Below are 16,184 nucleotides of genomic sequence, written 5' to 3' on the forward strand. Positions count from 1 at the left end.
CAGGCCGGGAATGTCGGCGACCACGAACTCGCGCTCGCGATGCCGCACCACGCCCAGCTGCGGCCGGGTGGTGGTGAAGGCATAGGCGCCGACCTTGGCCTGCGCGTTGGTCACCGCGTTGATGAAGGTCGACTTGCCCGCATTGGGCAGGCCGACCAGGCCCGCATCGGCGAGCAGCTTCAGGCGTAGCCAGACCCAGGCTTCTTCGCTGGGCCAGCCGGTGCCGTGCTGGCGCGGCGCGCGGTTGGTCGAGGTCTTGTAGGTGGCGTTGCCGCGTCCGCCGTCGCCGCCGCGCAGGAACACTTCGCGCTGGCCTACACGCGTGAAGTCCAGCAGCACCTCTTCCTTGTCCTCGGACAGAACCTGGGTGCCGACGGGGACCTTGATGACCAGATCATCGCCGCCGCCGCCGGTGCGGTTCGACCCCGATCCACCATGGCCGCGCGGGGCCCGGAAATGCTGGGTGTAGCGAAAGTCGATCAGGGTGTTCAGGCCCGCCACCGCCTCGAAGACGATGTCGCCGCCCTTGCCGCCGTTACCGCCGTCGGGGCCGCCATATTCAATGTATTTTTCGCGGCGGAAGGACACGGCACCGGGACCCCCCGCGCCGGAACGGACGAAAATCTTAGCCTGATCGAGAAAATGCATGGCGCGCCTTTACCTCTGAGAGCGCCGACTGACCAGCCCGCCCTTGGGGCCACGTGCCGATCAGGCGACCAGCGTGGCTCCGCCGCATCGCACGCCGTTGACCGTCACGTCCGCCTGGCCGACATGCAGGCCCAGCAAATCGGTCAGATTGCCGATCAGCAGGTCGAGCGCGGGCGCGATCGGGGTCAGCGCGGCACCGACGATCCCGGTCAGCGTCGACAGGCCCAGCCCCAGCCCCAGCACGTCCAACCGCAAATTGACCTGGCCGATCAGCGAACTGGCGATCCCGCGCACCGCCGAATTGGCAGTGACCGTCTTGGATGTCAGGCTGGCAATGTCACTCTGGCTGAAGCTGACCCGCTGCCACGCGCTGTCGCTGGCCAGATTGATCTTGGCATAGCCCATCACGCGCGCCAGCGGCACTTGCAACAGCGCGACCTCGCCGCCGATCGGCGACTGGCTCATGTCGTTGAAGCGGGTGCGGTCGATCTGCGCAATGGCGATGGTGCCGGGCGAGGGCAGGACGTCCAGGTCAACCCGCTGCGTCCCGGCGCCGCAACTGATCCCGCTCAGCCGCGCCTGGGCCGCAGCGGTTTCGACGAAGATCGGCAGCTGGATATTGGCGAGCAGCGGGATGCCGATCTGGGTATCGATCAGCAATCGTTGCTGGGCGGTGCGGACGATGGCCGATCCGTCCTGCGCCACCGCCAGCCAGGGCGAGTTGACCGGACGTTGGCCGATGGCGAGCAGTACCTTGCTCGACAACAGGCCTGGCACCGACGCGCCCAGGTCGAGCGTCACTTGGCGCTGGCCATTGGCGATGGACAGCGACTCGCGCAGCATCGAATAGGCATCCATCGCGATCAGGTCACGCGAAGTCGCCTTGGTCGTCTTGCCCAGCGGCCCCAAGTCGATCAGCCGGGTCAGCGGCACCTTTGATCCCGGCACCCTCAGCGACAGGCTGCGTAGCAACGACGCCGTGCCTGGATTGCTCGTCGCATCGGCCATGGCGCTGAGCAGCGTGGGCAGGGTGACGTCGGCCGCCAATATGGTGTCGAAGCTCGCTCCCGTCAGGCCGATCCGGGTGCCCAGCGCCTGGGTCATGGGCAGCAAATCGACCTTGCCGCTGACCAGCGCATTGTAATCGACCAGCGACAGCGCCAGATCGCTGCCCGCCAAGCCGTTCAGGAGCGCACCGGGCAGTCCGCCCGACACATTGGCCAGCCGCGTGCCTAGCGAAAAGGCCGCCATGTCGATCCGGCGGGCGGTCGCGCTGGCGGCGACGGGGGTGGTGTTCCTGCCGGTCAGGGCTCGGCCGAAAAACAGCGTGACCGGCCGGGTCAGCGTCACGCGCAATGCCCCTGCGTCGGTGCCGGGGGTGAACCGGTTGGCAGGTGTGACGCTGGGGTCGGCGCGGTACGTGCCGGGAGTGATGGTGGTCGTGACGTCGGACAGCCCGTTGGCCGTGATCAGGCGGGCGACCGCTTCGCCGCGTCGGTCGGGGCTGGAGGCGGCGGCGGCAAGGGCCGCTTCGTCCGCGATTCCCTGCAGGCGGCGCTGTGACAGGGTCATCATCCCGACATCGATGCCAAAGGCCGCAAAGCCGATCATCGCCATCGACAGGATCGCGGTCAGGATGCTGACGCCGCCGCGGCGATCCCGCCACAGGGATCGTAATCCCGGCACGCGCATCACAGGCCGCCGACCATGGCGACACCCTTGGCCATCAGGATCTGGCCCGGCGTCGGGACGAAGGGCAGGTTGAGCAGCGGGTCGGCGGACGCATCGTAGCGGATCGAGACGGTGATGAGATTGTCGACCTCGGCCGTATCCACTTGGCCGCGGTCACGGCGGAGCACGCCGGTCGAGTCGAGCATCCGCTTGGCGGTGTCGACCGCGATGACCTTGCGCTCGCTGGCGTCGAGCCCGGCCAGCGAGGCCCGGGCCGCGTCATTGGCGGCCTGCTGAACGAGATGGGCGGTCAGGAAATAATCGCCATAGCTGACGATACCCATCAGCAGGGCGAGCAGGAATGGCAGGATCAGCGCCAGTTCGACCGCCGCGACCGCGCGCCGACAGCCGTTTACGGCGCAGCACACACGGCGGTGAGAGACGCGAAATGGTGTCGACGTGGCGAAACGGGCGAACGAACGGGCCACCGGATCATCCCCTGCGGCTTATGGGCACGACAGAAGAAAACGGGTGCAATGCTTATCAAGATGTTAATATTCCGAATTCGGATCGAATTATGAAGAGTTTAGCGCAGACTCTGCTCAAACTGGACGGTAGCGCCAATATTGATTTTGTAACAAATGCTCAATTTGGTCAGTGTGATTAATATATATCATGTCGCTAGGACTGATCGATTTTGCGAGTCGCGAAGGTCATGGCGACATGCATTGCGATTCGATCGGCGCGGCGGATGGCGAATCTGGCCGCGTGGGAACAGGCTCTGCACGCGAATGTCGCAAAGTCCGACGGGCGGTTGGCGATTGTCCCAATGGTGGTCCCAAGGGCTGCGTGACAGGTCGCAGCCCTTGAGAATCAGGCGGCCAGCGGCATCACCGTCTTTCGCTCGCCTTCCAGGTCGAGCGCATAATGGATGCTCCGCGACAGCTCTGCCCGCCCGGCCGAGGCGCGCGCCATCCGCTGGCCTGTGGCGCGGAAGCCGAGCTTGGTCAGGACATGGCCGGATGCAGGGTTGTCGGCGAAATGCCACGCGCCCAGCCGCTCGATGGGCAGTGCGTGGCGCGCCATCGCGATGACCGCGCGCCCCGCCTCGGTGGCATAGCCGCGACCCCAGGCGGCGGGTGTCAGCCAGTAACCCAGCTCATGGCCGGTGTCGCCCGCGATGATCGCGATGCCGCCGATCAGCTCGGGCGCACCACCCCGGTCGAGCGCGGTGATCAGGAAGCGCGGCTCGGTCGGGCCGCAGGGCTGGGCCAGCCACAGCTCGGCATCGGCCTGCGCATAGGGGTAGGGGACACGCGCGACCATGCGGGCGATCTCTTCATGCCCGATGGCCTGCGCCAGGGCGGCGGCATCTTCCGGCCAGGCTGGCCGCAACAACAATCTGGGGGTCCGCGCGAACATCACTCGACAACTCCTCGTCACGCCCGGCGCCTGTTGCACACGCCCATGACGGGACGGAGACAGACACCGCAAGCGGTGGAGGGAGCATGAAAAAAGGGAGCCGGGGTGACCCGTCTCCCTTTTTTGCTGGTTCCTGCGCGGAACCCGGGTCACCCTGGTGGGCAACCCGGCGCGGTTGCCCGATTATTCGGCCGCTGCGGCCAGTTCGACCGAACAGAATTTACGGCCGAGCTTGCCTTCGTGGAACGCGACGCGGCCATCGACGAGCGCGAACAGGGTATGGTCCTTGCCCATGCCCACGTTGCGACCCGGATAGAACTTCGTCCCGCGCTGACGCACGAGGATGTTGCCGGCGATGGCTTCCTGGCCACCGAACTTCTTCACGCCAAGGCGACGGCCGGCCGAATCACGACCGTTACGCGACGAACCGCCTGCTTTCTTATGTGCCATTGCGAACTACTCCTGGATTTCGTTGGGGTGGCGCGGCTGAAATTCAGGCGCCGACCGACACGATCTTCAGGATCGTGTGCTGCTGACGATGGCCGTTGCGACGACGATAGTTGTGGCGACGGCGCTTCTTGAAGACGATGACCTTGTCGGCCTTCGCCTGAGCGATGATCTCGGCGGCGACCGTGATGCCGTCGACGGCCTTCAGCTCCGAGCCTTCGCCCGCCAGCAGAACGTCACCCAGCGTCACCGACGCGCCGGCTTCGCCCTCGATCTTCTCGACGACGATCTTATCTCCGGCGGCGACGCGATACTGCTTGCCGCCCGTGCGCACGACTGCGAACATGGCTGTTATCACTTCCCAAATACATGGCTCCCGCGCGGGAATGCCCGTCGGGAAAGAACGGCCAGCTAGGCAAAGGTGGCCGGATTGTCAACCGGGGAATCCGGTTTTTCGCGGGCTCCCGCCTGTGCGCGGGCGTCCGGCGGCACCGAAAAATGCGAAATCAGTGGCGATGTTCGCGCTTCAGCAGATAGCGACCATCGACATAGCCGGTGAACAGTCCGGCGATGGCGGGATGCTCGACGGGCTCATCGCTGTCGTCGTGCAGCAAATTCTGCTGGCTGACATAGGCGACATAGCTCGACTCGGCATTTTCGGCGAGCAGGTGGTAGAAGGGCTGGTCCCGCGCGGGACGGATCGCCTCCGGGATGGCGTCATACCATTCGTCGCTATTGGCGAAGACGGGATCGACGTCGAAGATCACGCCGCGAATATCGAACATCCGATGGCGCACGATATCCCCGATCGCAAACCGGGCGGTCGCGACGATCGGCGCCTGCACATCCAGGCGCGAGGTGAGGGGGAGGGTGTCGATACGGTCCATGGGACTGATTTAATGTGTTTGTCGCGTCGCACAAGTTTAGGCGCTTGCAATGCGTAAAAAGCTGATCTAGGAGCGCGCCTCCAATCGACTGGCCCCATGCGGTTTCACACCGCTTCGGAAACGTCCTCGCGGAGAGGTGGCAGAGTGGTCGAATGCACCGCACTCGAAATGCGGCGTACCGGCAACGGTACCGAGGGTTCGAATCCCTCCCTCTCCGCCAAAACTCCTTGATTTCATTCGATAAAACAGAAATCCGGGACGTTGTGCCCACATTCATGCCCACTTTTGATTTGGTTCTCTGCGGCCAAAAGCGAACGCTGACGAAGCGGGCGTTGAGTGACTTTGAGATCTATCCGCTTTCCATATGCGGAGACGTTTCCACCTAAGCCTCACGCAGTAGCGTTCAATTTGAGCTGTCTCACGATTCCGTTCAGCGCTGCCGTGCAGCCCTGGGCGCGCCCGATGTCGTGATCGGTTCCGGCGGAGTTCCAGAACATGTCGAGCGGCCAGCGCTCTGGGCAGTGGGCGATCAGGCAGCGTAGCGCGAGCCGCACCTCGATCGTGTCGACCTTACCCTTGCCCGACCGCGCGGCGGCCCCGCGCAGGATGTGGAGCGACAAGTCGATGATGATCCGCTGATGGCGCGACATGGCCAATCAATGAAAGTCGCGCGACTTGATTTGCACCACCTGTTCGGGGTCTTGGCCATTGGCGTGCGGTGGCCAATAGCTGTCGCGCGGACCCGGGCGCCAGCCCGCATCGCCCCGGTGAGGCGACCCGGCATGGCGCGCACCGTCGCCTAGTCCGGTCGCATGAGGGAAGTCCATCTGCCCGACCTGGGCGAGTAGCCCGCCATAGTCTATGATCCGGTCGCAGATGACATGGATGACCAGCCCCTCGCGCTGGACCCGGCCCTTCATTCCGATCATTGCTGCCGACATGACGGTGCGGCGCTGCGCCTCGAACCGATCGGGCCAGAGGATGCCGTTGGCGATGCCGGTCTCGTCCTCGATGGTGATGAACAACACCCCCTTGGCGCTGCCCGGCTTCTGGCGGACGAGGATGATCCCGGCGACCTCGACATGGCGGCCGTCTTTGATGTGGGCGAGGTCGGCGCAGCGGACGATGCCGCGGCGGGTCAGGTCAGCGCGTAGGAAGGCAAGCGGATGCGCGCGCAGCGACAATTGCAGCGCGCGGTAATCCTCCACCACTTCGCGGCCCTCGGTCAGCGGCCGCAATGACACATCAGGCTCAAGTCCCTCGGGACTGAACGACGCGTGCCGCGCATCGGCGGCGGCGAACAGGGGCAGGGGGGCCTCGCCCAGGCCCTTCACCTTCCATAACCCCTGACGGCGATCCTCGCCCAGCGCATGGAAGGCATCCGCTTCGGCCAGTCGTTCGATCGCGGCACGGGGCACGCCCGCACGCCGCCACACCTCTTCGACCGACTGGAAGGGGACATCCCCTCGCGCGGCGACGATCGCCGCAGCGTGCGCATTGCCGAGCCCACGCACCTGGCGCAGCCCGAGCCGCACGGCGAGATAGCGTCCGCGCGTCGGCTCCAGCGTACAGTCCCAGCGGCTGGTGTTGATGCAGGCCGGCCGTACCTCGACACCATGTTCGCGCGCGTCGCGGACGATCTGCGCGGGCGCGTAGAAGCCCATCGGCTGGGCGTTGAGCAGCGCCGCGCAGAAGACGTCGGGATGATGGTGCTTCATCCAGCAACTGGCATAGGCGATCTTGGCGAAGCTGGCCGCGTGACTCTCCGGGAAGCCGTATGATCCGAACCCCTCGATCTGCTTGAAGGTGCGCTCGGCGAAGTCGCGGGGATAGCCGCGCGACACCATCCCCTCGACCAGCTTGTCGTAGAAGTGGCTGACGCCGCCGGTGAACTTGAACGTCGCCATTGCGCGGCGGAGCTGGTCGGCCTCGACCGCGGTGAAGCCTGCATCGACGATCGCGACCTTCATCGCCTGTTCCTGGAACAGCGGCACGCCGAGCGTCTTTTCCAGCACCGCGCGCAGCTCGGGGCGCGGATAGTCCGGCTTCTCGCGTCCCTCGCGCCGACGAAGGTACGGGTGGACCATGTCGCCCTGGATAGGTCCCGGCCGCACGATTGCGACCTCGATGACGAGGTCGTAGAAACGCGCCGGCTTCATGCGCGGCAGCATGCTCTTCTGCGCGCGGGACTCGATCTGGAAGGTGCCGAGCGTGTCGGCCTTCTGGATCATCGCATAGACGTTCGGGTCGTCGTCCTGCAGGTCGGCCATGCCGACGCGCAGGCCCTTGGCTTCCTCCAGCAGGTTGAAGGCGCGGTTCATGCAGCCGAGCATGTCCAAGCCCAGCACATCGACTTTCATGAACTTCAGCGCATCGATATCGTCCTTGTCCCATTCGATGACCTGCCGGTCGACCATCGCGGCGAGTTCGATGGGGACGAGATCGTCAAGCCGGTCATGGGTGAGGACGAAGCCGCCGGGATGTTGTGACAGGTGGCGCGGTACGCCGATCAGCTGGCGCGACAGTTCCAGCGCCAGGCGCAGCCGCCGGTCATCCACGTTGAGGCCGAGCTGGGTGACCTGTTTCTCGCCGACGCCTTCCTGGCTCCAGCCCCAGATGAGGCCGGCAAGCGCTTTGGTCAGATCTTCGGGCAGGCCGAGCGCCTTGCCAACCTCACGCACCGCGCCGCGCGCGCGGTAGCGGGTGACGACGGCGGTCAGCGCGGCATGGTTGCGGCCATAGGTCTCATAGATCCACTGGATGATCTCCTCGCGCCGCTCATGCTCGAAATCGACGTCGATGTCGGGCGGTTCGCGGCGTTCGCCGGAGACGAATCGCTCGAACAGCAGCTCATGCTTGATGGGGTCGATGCTGGTGATGCCGAGCACGAAGCAGACGCAGCTGTTGGCGGCCGATCCGCGGCCCTGACACAGGATGCCGCGCCGCCGGCTTTCCGCGACGATGCTGTTCACGGTGAGGAAATAGGGCGCGTAACCCAGTTCGCCGATCAGCCTGAGCTCGTGCGCGATCTGGTCGCGATAGGCTTTCGGAAGTCCGTCGGGGAACATCCGCGCCGCGGCGGTCTCGGTCAGCTGTTCGAGCGCGCCCTGCGCGGTCAGCCCCTCGACGACTCGTTCATGCGGATATTGGTAGCTGAGTTCGCCAAGATCGAAGGTGCAGGCGCGCGCAATCGCGGCGGTGGCGGCGATCGCATCGGGAAAGGCGGCGAAGCGGCGTTCCATCTCGGCCGGGGATTTGAGGTGCCGGTCGGCATGCCGCTCGCGCCGGTAGCCGAGCGTGTCGACCGTGCACTTCTCGCGGATCGCGGAGACGACGTCCTGCAACAACCGAGCCTGCGGGGCATGGTAGAGGATGTCGCCGAGCGCTACGGTCCGTACGCTGGCCTCCCCGGCGAGCGCGGTGAGATCGTACAGCCGCAGCGCATCGTTGGGCCGGCGGCGAAAGGCGAGGCCGCAATAGCTGCGCGCGCCAAAGGTCGTGCGCAGCTCGGTGAGATGCGCCGCGGTCACTGCATCCGCCTCGCCCGGTAGCAGGATCGCGACCAGCCCCTCGTGCCACGCGACGACGTCGCTCCAGCCGAGCGTGCAGCCGCCCTTGCCCGCGCGCGCCTTGCCGAGGGTGAGCAGCCGGGTCAGCCGCGACCAAGCGAGCTTGTCGGTGGGGTAGAGCAGCAGCGCGCGGCCATCGTCGAGATCAACCCGCGCACCCGCGATCATCCGCACGGCCGTGGCCTTCTGGGCCTCCCACCCGCGCACCAGCCCGGCGACACTGCCCCGGTCGACGATGCCGAGAGCGGTGTGGCCTTGCAGCGCAGCGGTGGCAAAGAGGTCGTCGGGGCTGGATGCGCCGCGCAAGAACGAGAAATGGCTCGTCACCTGAAGCTCGACATAGGCCGCCATCAGCCGAATAGCCCGTGAAGGTACCAGCTGAGATCGCCGGTTGCGGCATCGACCCCGTCGCCGCGGCGAAACAGCCAGAAGCGCGCGCCGGTGTCGTCCTCGACCCGGAAATAGTCGCGTACCGCCCAGACCTCGCCATCGCGTCGCCACCATTCGCCGTGGATGCGCTCAGGGCCGTCACCCGCGACCACGGCATGGACCTTGCCCCGCCAGGTGAAGCGTCGCGGCGGTGCGTCGGGGAGGAGCGCCAGCACCCCGACCAGCGGTTCGGGGCGCGACAGCAGGCGGACGGGCCGCTTCCACGATGGCCAGCCGGTCGGGACGGCGAGCGGCGACCACCGTCGCACGGCACGCTCGGGCACGTCGCTTTCCACCGGTGCAGTCGTAAACAGGGCTTCCTCGCCGACCCGCCCTGCGATCTGGTCGACCAGAACCCCGACATCCGGCAGGGCATCGTCGCCAGCCAGGCTGGCGGTCAGTGCGGTCGCGCCGAGTGGATCGGTGCTGGGAGCCGCAAGGCGCATCGCCTCGATCCCGTCGCCTGGGTCGATCCGATCGATGCGCAGATGGAAAAGCCGAGCGAGATGGCCTGCATCACGGGTCGCGCGCGCGGTGCCGATCGACAGATGCTGTTCGCTGCCATCGATTCGCTCCAGCGTCAGGATCAACGCCCGGACACCGCGGCCACGCTCCACCAATAGCCGGATAAGGTCGGTGAGCAGGTCGCCGATCACCTGCTCGATCGCCTCGGCCGTGCCGATGGGTTCGAGCAGGCGGAGACGGGCGACGGGCGTCTCTTGCGGAACCACCGGCACGATCGGTTCGGGGACACGCCCCAGTGCCTCGTCGAGGCGGCGGACACTCGCTATGCCCAGCCGCCGGGCCAGCGGCCCGCGAGGCAGCGGCAGGAGATCGGCGATCCGGTCGAGCCCAAACCGGTTCGCCGCCGCTGTTGCTTCGGGGGTCAGGCGGAGTGCGGCAGGAGGTAAGGGAGCCAGCGCCTGTGCCTCTTGTCCGCCGGGAACCAGCAGGATGGCATCGCGACCGAAACGGGCGAGGGTATGAGCTGTGCCCGGCGTGGAGGCGACCGTGACCCGTGCGGTCAGGCCGAAACGTCGGCAGAACCCGACCAGTCGTTGGCAGAAGCGTGCCTCGCCGCCATGCAGATGCGCGACGCCGCTCAGGTCCAGCCAAAGCCCGTCCGATCCGCTGACCGCAGCGGTCGGTGTCCAGTGGCGCACGGCGTGCAGCGCCAGATCCGCCAGCAACGCCGCATCTGCCGCCCGATCGGCGGGGCGGATGTCCAAATCCGGGATCAGCGCCCGTGCCTGTGTCACCGCCATGCCTGGGGTCAGTCCGAGCGCCATCGCCGCCGGGCAAGCGGCGGCGATGACCTGTCGCTGTCCGATCTGCTCGGCCAATACCATCGGCACGAGGTTCAACGCGGGTGCTGGCCCTGATACTGCCTTGTGCTGGCCCGGTAGGCTGGGGTGTTTGAACGGATGGTCCGCCGCCTCCGACCGACGACCCAGTTCGCGCATCGGCGGTCTCTGGTGCAGCGGCAGTGCCGCCACCTGCTCCTCCACCGTTGCACGCGCATCGCCTTGCTGCGCCCAGCGCGCACCGGGACGCCAGCCGCCGCCCCGTGGCACCGAGCAGGCACCAGGGTCATCGTCGATAGGAAGCATGAGCGCAGGCCTTGGCTCAGGCAGCGCGCGCGGCCGCTCCAGCCGTCGCAGTCGCTCGATCGCGAGATGCGGCAGGTAGAGCGAGGCGACCCGTGTCATCGCATGCCTCCAATTCCATCGTGAAACCCGGGCCGCCCCGCTGGCGCGCCAGTTCGACCGTCCAGCGTGCGCGGCCAACCCCGGGGGCGGGGAGCGGCGTGGACGGTGCGCAGGCGATCCGCCACCGTGTCATCGCCGCCGACAGCTCGGTCAGTGGGCAGGTGCCCTGTCGGGGCCAGCGGCGCGAAAGTAGGGCAGGGGTATTTCCCGTCATCGCCGCCAGCTGCAGTCGCCGGGTCGCAACCATGTCGGCGCGCTTTACCTCGCCGACGACCGCTGCAAGCCCGCCATGGCGCAGGCCATCCTCCATAACGGCCAGAACGTCCTTGTCCTCACGTACCTCGGCGAAGAACAGCGTGGCAGGGCTGAGTCCGGCCTGTTCGAGACCCGGCGCATAGAGATCGAACCGGGTGAGCGCCCAGAGCACCCGGCGGCCGCTTTGCGCCGCTGCGCGTGCGGCAATCCCCACCGCGAACAGCGTGGCAGCTGCATCATCCGTGAGCGTCGGCGTTGCCGAAGACGTCTCATGCAAACCGCCGAGCGCCAGGCCGCCGCCCGTCAATCGCGTGTCTACCGCCTCGATGCCGAACGGGAGAACCGCGCCCTCACTGCCGCGCGCAGCGCCTATGGCGCCTCGCAGGCGGGCCAATGTTTCGAGGGGTGGGGCGGTGTAAGACATCATTGTTGCGACTCATATGTTCGCTATATGTTCCGTTGATTCCACAACCGGGTCAAGGCGTTGCGGAAGCGGATCGATAATCGGAACGGGACAGGGCCGTGGCAGAAGAGGGCCGCAAAAGGGGCAGCCAAGAAGGCGGGGCAGGGGCTGATCACGATCATGTCGGGCGGCGTCTGCGCACGCTGGAGGAATGCGCCCTCAACAAGCGGACCCTGCGCCTGACCTGCCCGGCATGCGGTCACGTCCGAATCCTCGACGCCGTTGCGCTCTGGTGGCTGTTCCAGCGCCGCGGATGGGACGGAACGCTCGGGCTGGTGGGGCGACGGCTATGCTGCTCCGTCTGCCAGGCGGTGGGGCAGATCCGGCGTCCGCGTCTGGCGATCGGTCGCGACGCGCCGACCGGCGCACCCTTGCCCTATCCGAATGCCGCGACGTGGAAGAGGCTTGTCTCGCGCTACCGGTCGTGATCGAAGACGGAGATGTGTAATCTTTACAACATCAAGGTCGATCCCCGGAGCTATTTCGATGCGCTTGCTGCGGTCGATGACGCGAGCAACACGCTGGTGGTCGAGAAGGATTACGCGGCGCCCGGCAAACCCGGCTATGTCGTTCGCGCCGAGGAGGGCCGGCGGGTTCTGAGCACGATGCGTTGGGGCTTCCCGACCCGCAAACCGCGTAAGCGGCCAGCGCGCGAGGGGGAACTGCCCTTCCTCTATGACTGGTGGACCAACGCCCGGAACATGCAGAGCAACATGTGGAAGCCGTGGCTGATGAAGGCCGAGCACCGCTGTCTCGTGCCCTTCACCCGCTTCTCGGAACCCAAGGCAACAGCCGATCGGAAGGCACCCGGCGACACCAACTGGTGGTTTAACGTCGAGGATCAGGCGGTGCCGTGCTTTGCTGGCTTGTGGAAGGTCGATCAGGATCATAACCGGGTGTATGCCTTCTGCACGACCAAGCCCAATCCGCTCGTCGCGCCTAAGCACCCCAAGGCGATGCCGGTGATCCTGCTGGCCGAAGATCAGGAACGCTGGCTGACCGCCCCGATGGAGGAGGCGCTCAGCTTACTGACCGCTTATCCGTCACAGCTGATGAGCGTTGCCTGACCATGGCCCGCAATCGCTATTATGACGGACCGCCGAGCGATCATTTCGACGGTACGCGGTTCTTCAATCCGGGCCAGCCCGGCACTGATCGAGGCTTGCGCGCCATCCTGCGCTGGAAGCTGGCGGGGGCTGCTGCCAAATGGCCGAAGTCGGTGCCGGTGACGCCCGCCAAGCCTGAGGCGCGCGTCGATGGGCTGTGTGTGACGATGGTGGGTCATGCTTCGCTGCTGATCCAGGCGGCGGGGGTGAACATCCTCACCGATCCGGTCTGGTCGCAGCGTGCCAGTCCGTTCCGCCGCGTTGGGCCGAAGCGGGTCACCGCGCCGGGGATCGCGTTCGCGGACCTGCCCCCGATCGATGTCGTGTTACTGAGTCACGCGCATTACGATCATCTCGATGTCGACACGCTGCGGCGCCTTCACGCCGCGCACGATCCGCTGATGGCGATGCCGCTGGGCAACGATGCGATCGTCCTGGCGGCGGTCCCGGCGGCGCGATGCGTGAGTGGCGACTGGTGGGATCGGCTCGACCTCGGCGGCGGCATCGTGACGACGATGACCCCGGCCAATCACTGGTCGAACCGCTGGCCGAGCGACATGCGCATGACGCTGTGGAGCGGGCATTATCTGAACACGCCGGCGGGCTCGATCTGGTTTGTCGGCGACACGGGCTATGGCGACGGACGCATCTTCGGCGAGGTGCGCGAACGCCTGGGATCGCCCGACCTGGCTCTCATCCCGATCGGCGCCTATGCGCCGAGGTGGTTCATGGCCGCACAGCATGTTGACCCTGCCGACGCAGTGCGGATCTTCAACGATGTAGGGGCGGGGCGAGCGCTCGGCATCCATTGGGGCACGTTCCAGCTGACCGATGAGGCACGCGAAGAGCCCGTTGGGGAATTGGCCACGGCATTGCGTGCTGCGAGTATCGCCCCCGAACGCTTCGTCGCGGCCGAAGCGGGCGGTGTTTACCGCTTCGCCTAGAGCATCTCCAACGGCACCCGGCCCCTGGGGCGGGGGAACAGCTCGTCCAAACGATCGAGGGTGGCTGCATCGAGGGTCAGGTCAGCCGCAGCCCGATTGTCGCGCACATGCGCAACTCGGCCAGCCTTCGGAATGGCGATGACGTTGTCGCGCGCCAACAGCCAAGCCAACGCTAGCTGGGCGGGTGTCGCACCGAGTTCGTCTGCGAGGGAGCATAACCCGGCATGGCCGAGGAGGCGCCCCTGCTCGACGGGGCTGTACGCCATCGTCGGGATCGCATGTTCGGCAAGCCAGGGCAGCAAGTCGTGCTCGGGACCGCGCCGGGTCAGATTGTAGAGGATCTGGTCGGTTGCGCATGCATCGCCACCGCTGGCGACCAGCTCTTCCATATCATCGGCATCAAGATTGCTGACGCCCCAACGGAGAATCTTGCCCGCGTCGACCAGTCGCTCCATCGCCTCTACGGTCTCGCCCAGGGGCACATTGCCTCGCCAATGCAGTAGGTAGAGGTCGAGTCGGTCGGTGCCGAGCCGCTCCAGACTGGCCTCACACGCACGGGACAGGCGATCACGCGATGCATTCTGTGGATACGCCTTGCTGACCAGAAAGATGTCGTTCCGCCGACCCGTGATCGCTTCGCAGACCAGCCGTTCGGACTCGCCATCGGCATACATCTCTGCGGTGTCGATCAGCGTCAGGCCCAGGTCGATGCCCTTCCGCAAGGCGGCGATCTCCTCCGCGCGTCGGTTGAGGTCCTCGGCCATCATCCAGGTGCCTTGACCGAGCGCGGGGACGGCGGTGCCGTCGGGCAAGCGGATCGTCTTCATGCTGGCCACAACGTCCCACGGAAATTTCCGAGCCATAGTCAGGGGGGGGCGAACGATCCAGGTTTCAACGACTGACACATGTTCCCAATTCGTTCCAAATGCGATAAGCTCGGCGACATGATCACGCGTAAGATCATCCACGTCGATATGGACGCCTTCTTCGCGTCGGTGGAGCAACGTGACGATCCGACGCTTCGCGGCAAGCCGGTCGCGGTTGGCTCCGCCGCGGCGCGAGGCGTGGTGGCCGCGGCGAGCTATGAGGCGCGCACGTTCGGCGTGCGGTCGGCCCTGCCGTCGGTGACGGCACTGCGCCGCTGTCCCGACCTGATTTTCGTGCGGCCCCGATTCGAGGTCTATCGCGATGTCTCCCGCCAAATCCATGCGGTCTTCGCGCGCTACACAGACCTGATCCAGCCGCTGTCGCTCGACGAGGCCTATCTCGACGTGACCGCCGACAAACAGGGGCTGGAAACGGCATGGCGGACGGCCAAGGCGATCCGCGCCGACATTCTGGCAGAGACAGGGCTGACCGCGTCTGCGGGCATTTCGTACAACAAGTTCCTCGCCAAGCTCGCCTCCGACCACCGCAAGCCCAATGGCCAGTTCGCAGTAACGCCTGAGATGGGCGGGGCGTGGGTCGAGACGCTGCCAGTTGACCGTTTCTACGGCGTCGGACCGGTCACGGCCGCGAAAATGAAGCGACTCGGCATCGAGACGGGGGCTGACCTCAAGGCCAAGTCGCTGGCATTCCTCCAGCAGCATTTCGGCAGCTCCGCCGAATGGTATCACGCCATCGCGCGCGGGGAAGATGACCGGCCGGTTAACCCGAACCGCGTGCGAAAATCGTCGGGGTCGGAAACGACGTTCAACCGCAACCTAACCGAACCCGCTGAGATCGAGGCCGGTTTGCTTAAGATGGCGGATGATGTCTGGGCATGGTGCGAAGGCCGTCAGGCGTTCGGCCGCACGGTGACGGTGAAGGTCAAATATGGTGACTTCCACCAGATCACGCGCAGACGCAGCCAGCCGATGGTCGTTGCCACTCGTGAGGCGCTGCACCGGACGGCGCTCGACCTGATCCGATCGGTCCTGCCGACCCATAAGGGCATTCGTCTGGTCGGCGTGACGGTATCCAACTTTGCCCAGGCACAGACCGAGGCGGCCGACGAACTCCCCATCTTCGTAGAGGCGGCAGCGTGATGCTCGACCTGTTCGATATGCCTGCTTTGCCGGGCCTCATCACCCGCCATGATCTGATTGATCCTGCGGACGAGCGGATGCTGATTGATCGTATCGATGCCACCGATCTGACGCCGTTTCGGTTCCAGGGCTGGACTGGGAAGCGGCTGACCACATCCTTCGGATGGAGCTACGATTTCGAAGTGGGGCGGCCCAAGGACGCCCCGCCGATCCCGGACTGGTTGCGGCCTTTTCGTGACCGGGCGGCCAGATTTTCAGGGCTCGAGCCCGCCACCCTGATCCAGGCGCTTTTGATCCGCTACGATCCAGGTGCCGGGATCGGCTGGCACCGTGACCGTCCGATCTATGGTCATGTCCTTGGCATTTCGCTTGGCGAACCGGCCGTCATGCGTTTTCGGAAGCGGCATGCGGGTGGGTTCGATCGCGTCTCGGTGCCGCTCGATCCGCGCGCGGCCTATCACATGAGCGGACCTGCCCGGTATGACTGGGAACACAGCATTGCTCCGATGACGCGCCCGCGCTGGTCGATTACATTCCGGAGCTTAGCAGCACACGCGTCCCGCCTTTCCTAATACCTACTGTGCCGAACCTTCGCCGGATGGCGATG

The 16,184-nt window shown here is 65.9% G+C and carries 17 protein-coding genes and 1 tRNA gene; 6 read left to right on the plus strand and 12 right to left on the minus strand.

Going from position 1 to position 16,184, the window contains the following annotated elements; genetic code table 11:
* The 7 genes from obgE to hspQ all read right to left on the minus strand — a co-directional run.
* On the minus strand, window positions 1-648 hold a 648-nt coding region (gene obgE, locus SB4_RS04525), incomplete at its 3' end, for a GTPase ObgE (RefSeq protein ID WP_153006065.1).
* Window positions 649-708: 60 nt separating this feature from the next.
* On the minus strand, window positions 709-2,340 hold the full coding sequence (locus SB4_RS04530) for a pilus assembly protein TadG-related protein (RefSeq protein WP_058751601.1): 1,632 nt from the start codon (window positions 2,338-2,340) through the stop codon (window positions 709-711).
* On the minus strand, window positions 2,340-2,807 hold the full coding sequence (locus SB4_RS04535; protein WP_082669960.1) for a TadE/TadG family type IV pilus assembly protein: 468 nt from the start codon (window positions 2,805-2,807) through the stop codon (window positions 2,340-2,342). The genes SB4_RS04530 and SB4_RS04535 overlap by 1 nt, the downstream gene beginning before the upstream one ends.
* A gap of 385 nt (window positions 2,808-3,192) precedes the next feature.
* The gene (locus tag SB4_RS04540) at window positions 3,193-3,741 is read right to left on the minus strand and encodes a GNAT family N-acetyltransferase (RefSeq protein ID WP_058751603.1); all 549 of its coding nucleotides are present in this window, start codon (window positions 3,739-3,741) and stop codon (window positions 3,193-3,195) included.
* Window positions 3,742-3,924: 183 nt separating this feature from the next.
* Window positions 3,925-4,191: a 50S ribosomal protein L27 gene (gene rpmA, locus SB4_RS04545; protein ID WP_042486007.1), complete on the minus strand. Its 267-nt coding sequence runs from the start codon at window positions 4,189-4,191 to the stop codon at window positions 3,925-3,927.
* 43 nt (window positions 4,192-4,234) lie between these two features.
* Window positions 4,235-4,534 (minus strand): 50S ribosomal protein L21, encoded by a 300-nt coding sequence (gene rplU / locus SB4_RS04550; RefSeq protein WP_007405484.1) that lies wholly within the window; start codon window positions 4,532-4,534, stop codon window positions 4,235-4,237.
* A 160-nt stretch (window positions 4,535-4,694) separates the two neighbouring features.
* A complete protein-coding gene (gene hspQ, locus SB4_RS04555) occupies window positions 4,695-5,075 on the minus strand; it encodes a heat shock protein HspQ (RefSeq protein WP_058733204.1) in 381 nt (126 codons plus the stop codon).
* A gap of 130 nt (window positions 5,076-5,205) precedes the next feature.
* Between hspQ and SB4_RS04560 the strand changes: the two genes are divergently transcribed.
* Window positions 5,206-5,295, plus strand: a tRNA-Ser gene (locus tag SB4_RS04560).
* A 169-nt stretch (window positions 5,296-5,464) separates the two neighbouring features.
* Here SB4_RS04560 and SB4_RS04565 read toward each other — a convergent pair.
* Genes SB4_RS04565 through SB4_RS04580 form a run of 4 tightly spaced genes read right to left on the minus strand, consistent with a single transcriptional unit; the run spans window position 5,465 to window position 11,464 of the window.
* Complete coding sequence (locus tag SB4_RS04565) at window positions 5,465-5,725, minus strand: hypothetical protein (protein ID WP_058751625.1); 261 nt, start codon at window positions 5,723-5,725, stop codon at window positions 5,465-5,467.
* Between the two features lie 6 nt (window positions 5,726-5,731).
* Entirely contained in the window at window positions 5,732-8,995 is a 3,264-nt protein-coding gene (locus tag SB4_RS04570; protein ID WP_058751604.1) for an error-prone DNA polymerase, read from the minus strand.
* Entirely contained in the window at window positions 8,995-10,782 is a 1,788-nt protein-coding gene (locus SB4_RS04575) for a Y-family DNA polymerase (protein WP_082669961.1), read from the minus strand. Before SB4_RS04575 ends, SB4_RS04570 begins: the two co-directional genes overlap by 1 nt.
* Entirely contained in the window at window positions 10,700-11,464 is a 765-nt protein-coding gene (locus SB4_RS04580) for an ImuA family protein (RefSeq protein WP_338112935.1), read from the minus strand. The genes SB4_RS04575 and SB4_RS04580 overlap by 83 nt, the downstream gene beginning before the upstream one ends.
* A 95-nt stretch (window positions 11,465-11,559) precedes the next feature.
* Between SB4_RS04580 and SB4_RS19465 the strand changes: the two genes are divergently transcribed.
* The 3 genes from SB4_RS19465 to SB4_RS04590 are packed head-to-tail and all read left to right on the plus strand — an operon-like array spanning window position 11,560 to window position 13,550.
* A complete protein-coding gene (locus SB4_RS19465) occupies window positions 11,560-11,928 on the plus strand; it encodes a hypothetical protein (RefSeq protein ID WP_153006066.1) in 369 nt (122 codons plus the stop codon).
* A gap of 12 nt (window positions 11,929-11,940) precedes the next feature.
* A complete protein-coding gene (locus SB4_RS04585) occupies window positions 11,941-12,567 on the plus strand; it encodes an SOS response-associated peptidase (protein ID WP_058751606.1) in 627 nt (208 codons plus the stop codon).
* Window positions 12,568-12,569: 2 nt separating this feature from the next.
* A complete protein-coding gene (locus tag SB4_RS04590) occupies window positions 12,570-13,550 on the plus strand; it encodes an MBL fold metallo-hydrolase (protein WP_058751607.1) in 981 nt (326 codons plus the stop codon).
* On the opposite strand, the gene SB4_RS04595 is transcribed toward SB4_RS04590, so the two are convergent.
* Complete coding sequence (locus tag SB4_RS04595) at window positions 13,547-14,377, minus strand: aldo/keto reductase (protein ID WP_058751608.1); 831 nt, start codon at window positions 14,375-14,377, stop codon at window positions 13,547-13,549. The genes SB4_RS04590 and SB4_RS04595 overlap by 4 nt on opposite strands.
* 117 nt (window positions 14,378-14,494) lie before the next feature.
* Between SB4_RS04595 and dinB the strand changes: the two genes are divergently transcribed.
* Window positions 14,495-15,577, plus strand: a complete 1,083-nt coding sequence (gene dinB / locus SB4_RS04600; protein ID WP_153006067.1) for a DNA polymerase IV — start codon at window positions 14,495-14,497, stop codon at window positions 15,575-15,577.
* Window positions 15,577-16,149: an alpha-ketoglutarate-dependent dioxygenase AlkB gene (locus SB4_RS04605; RefSeq protein ID WP_058751610.1), complete on the plus strand. Its 573-nt coding sequence runs from the start codon at window positions 15,577-15,579 to the stop codon at window positions 16,147-16,149. The genes dinB and SB4_RS04605 overlap by 1 nt, the downstream gene beginning before the upstream one ends.
* The last annotated feature ends 35 nt before the right edge of the window (window positions 16,150-16,184 follow it).

The organism is Sphingomonas sanguinis (genome assembly GCF_001476905.1).
Classification (GTDB): Bacteria; Pseudomonadota; Alphaproteobacteria; order Sphingomonadales; family Sphingomonadaceae; genus Sphingomonas; species Sphingomonas sanguinis_B.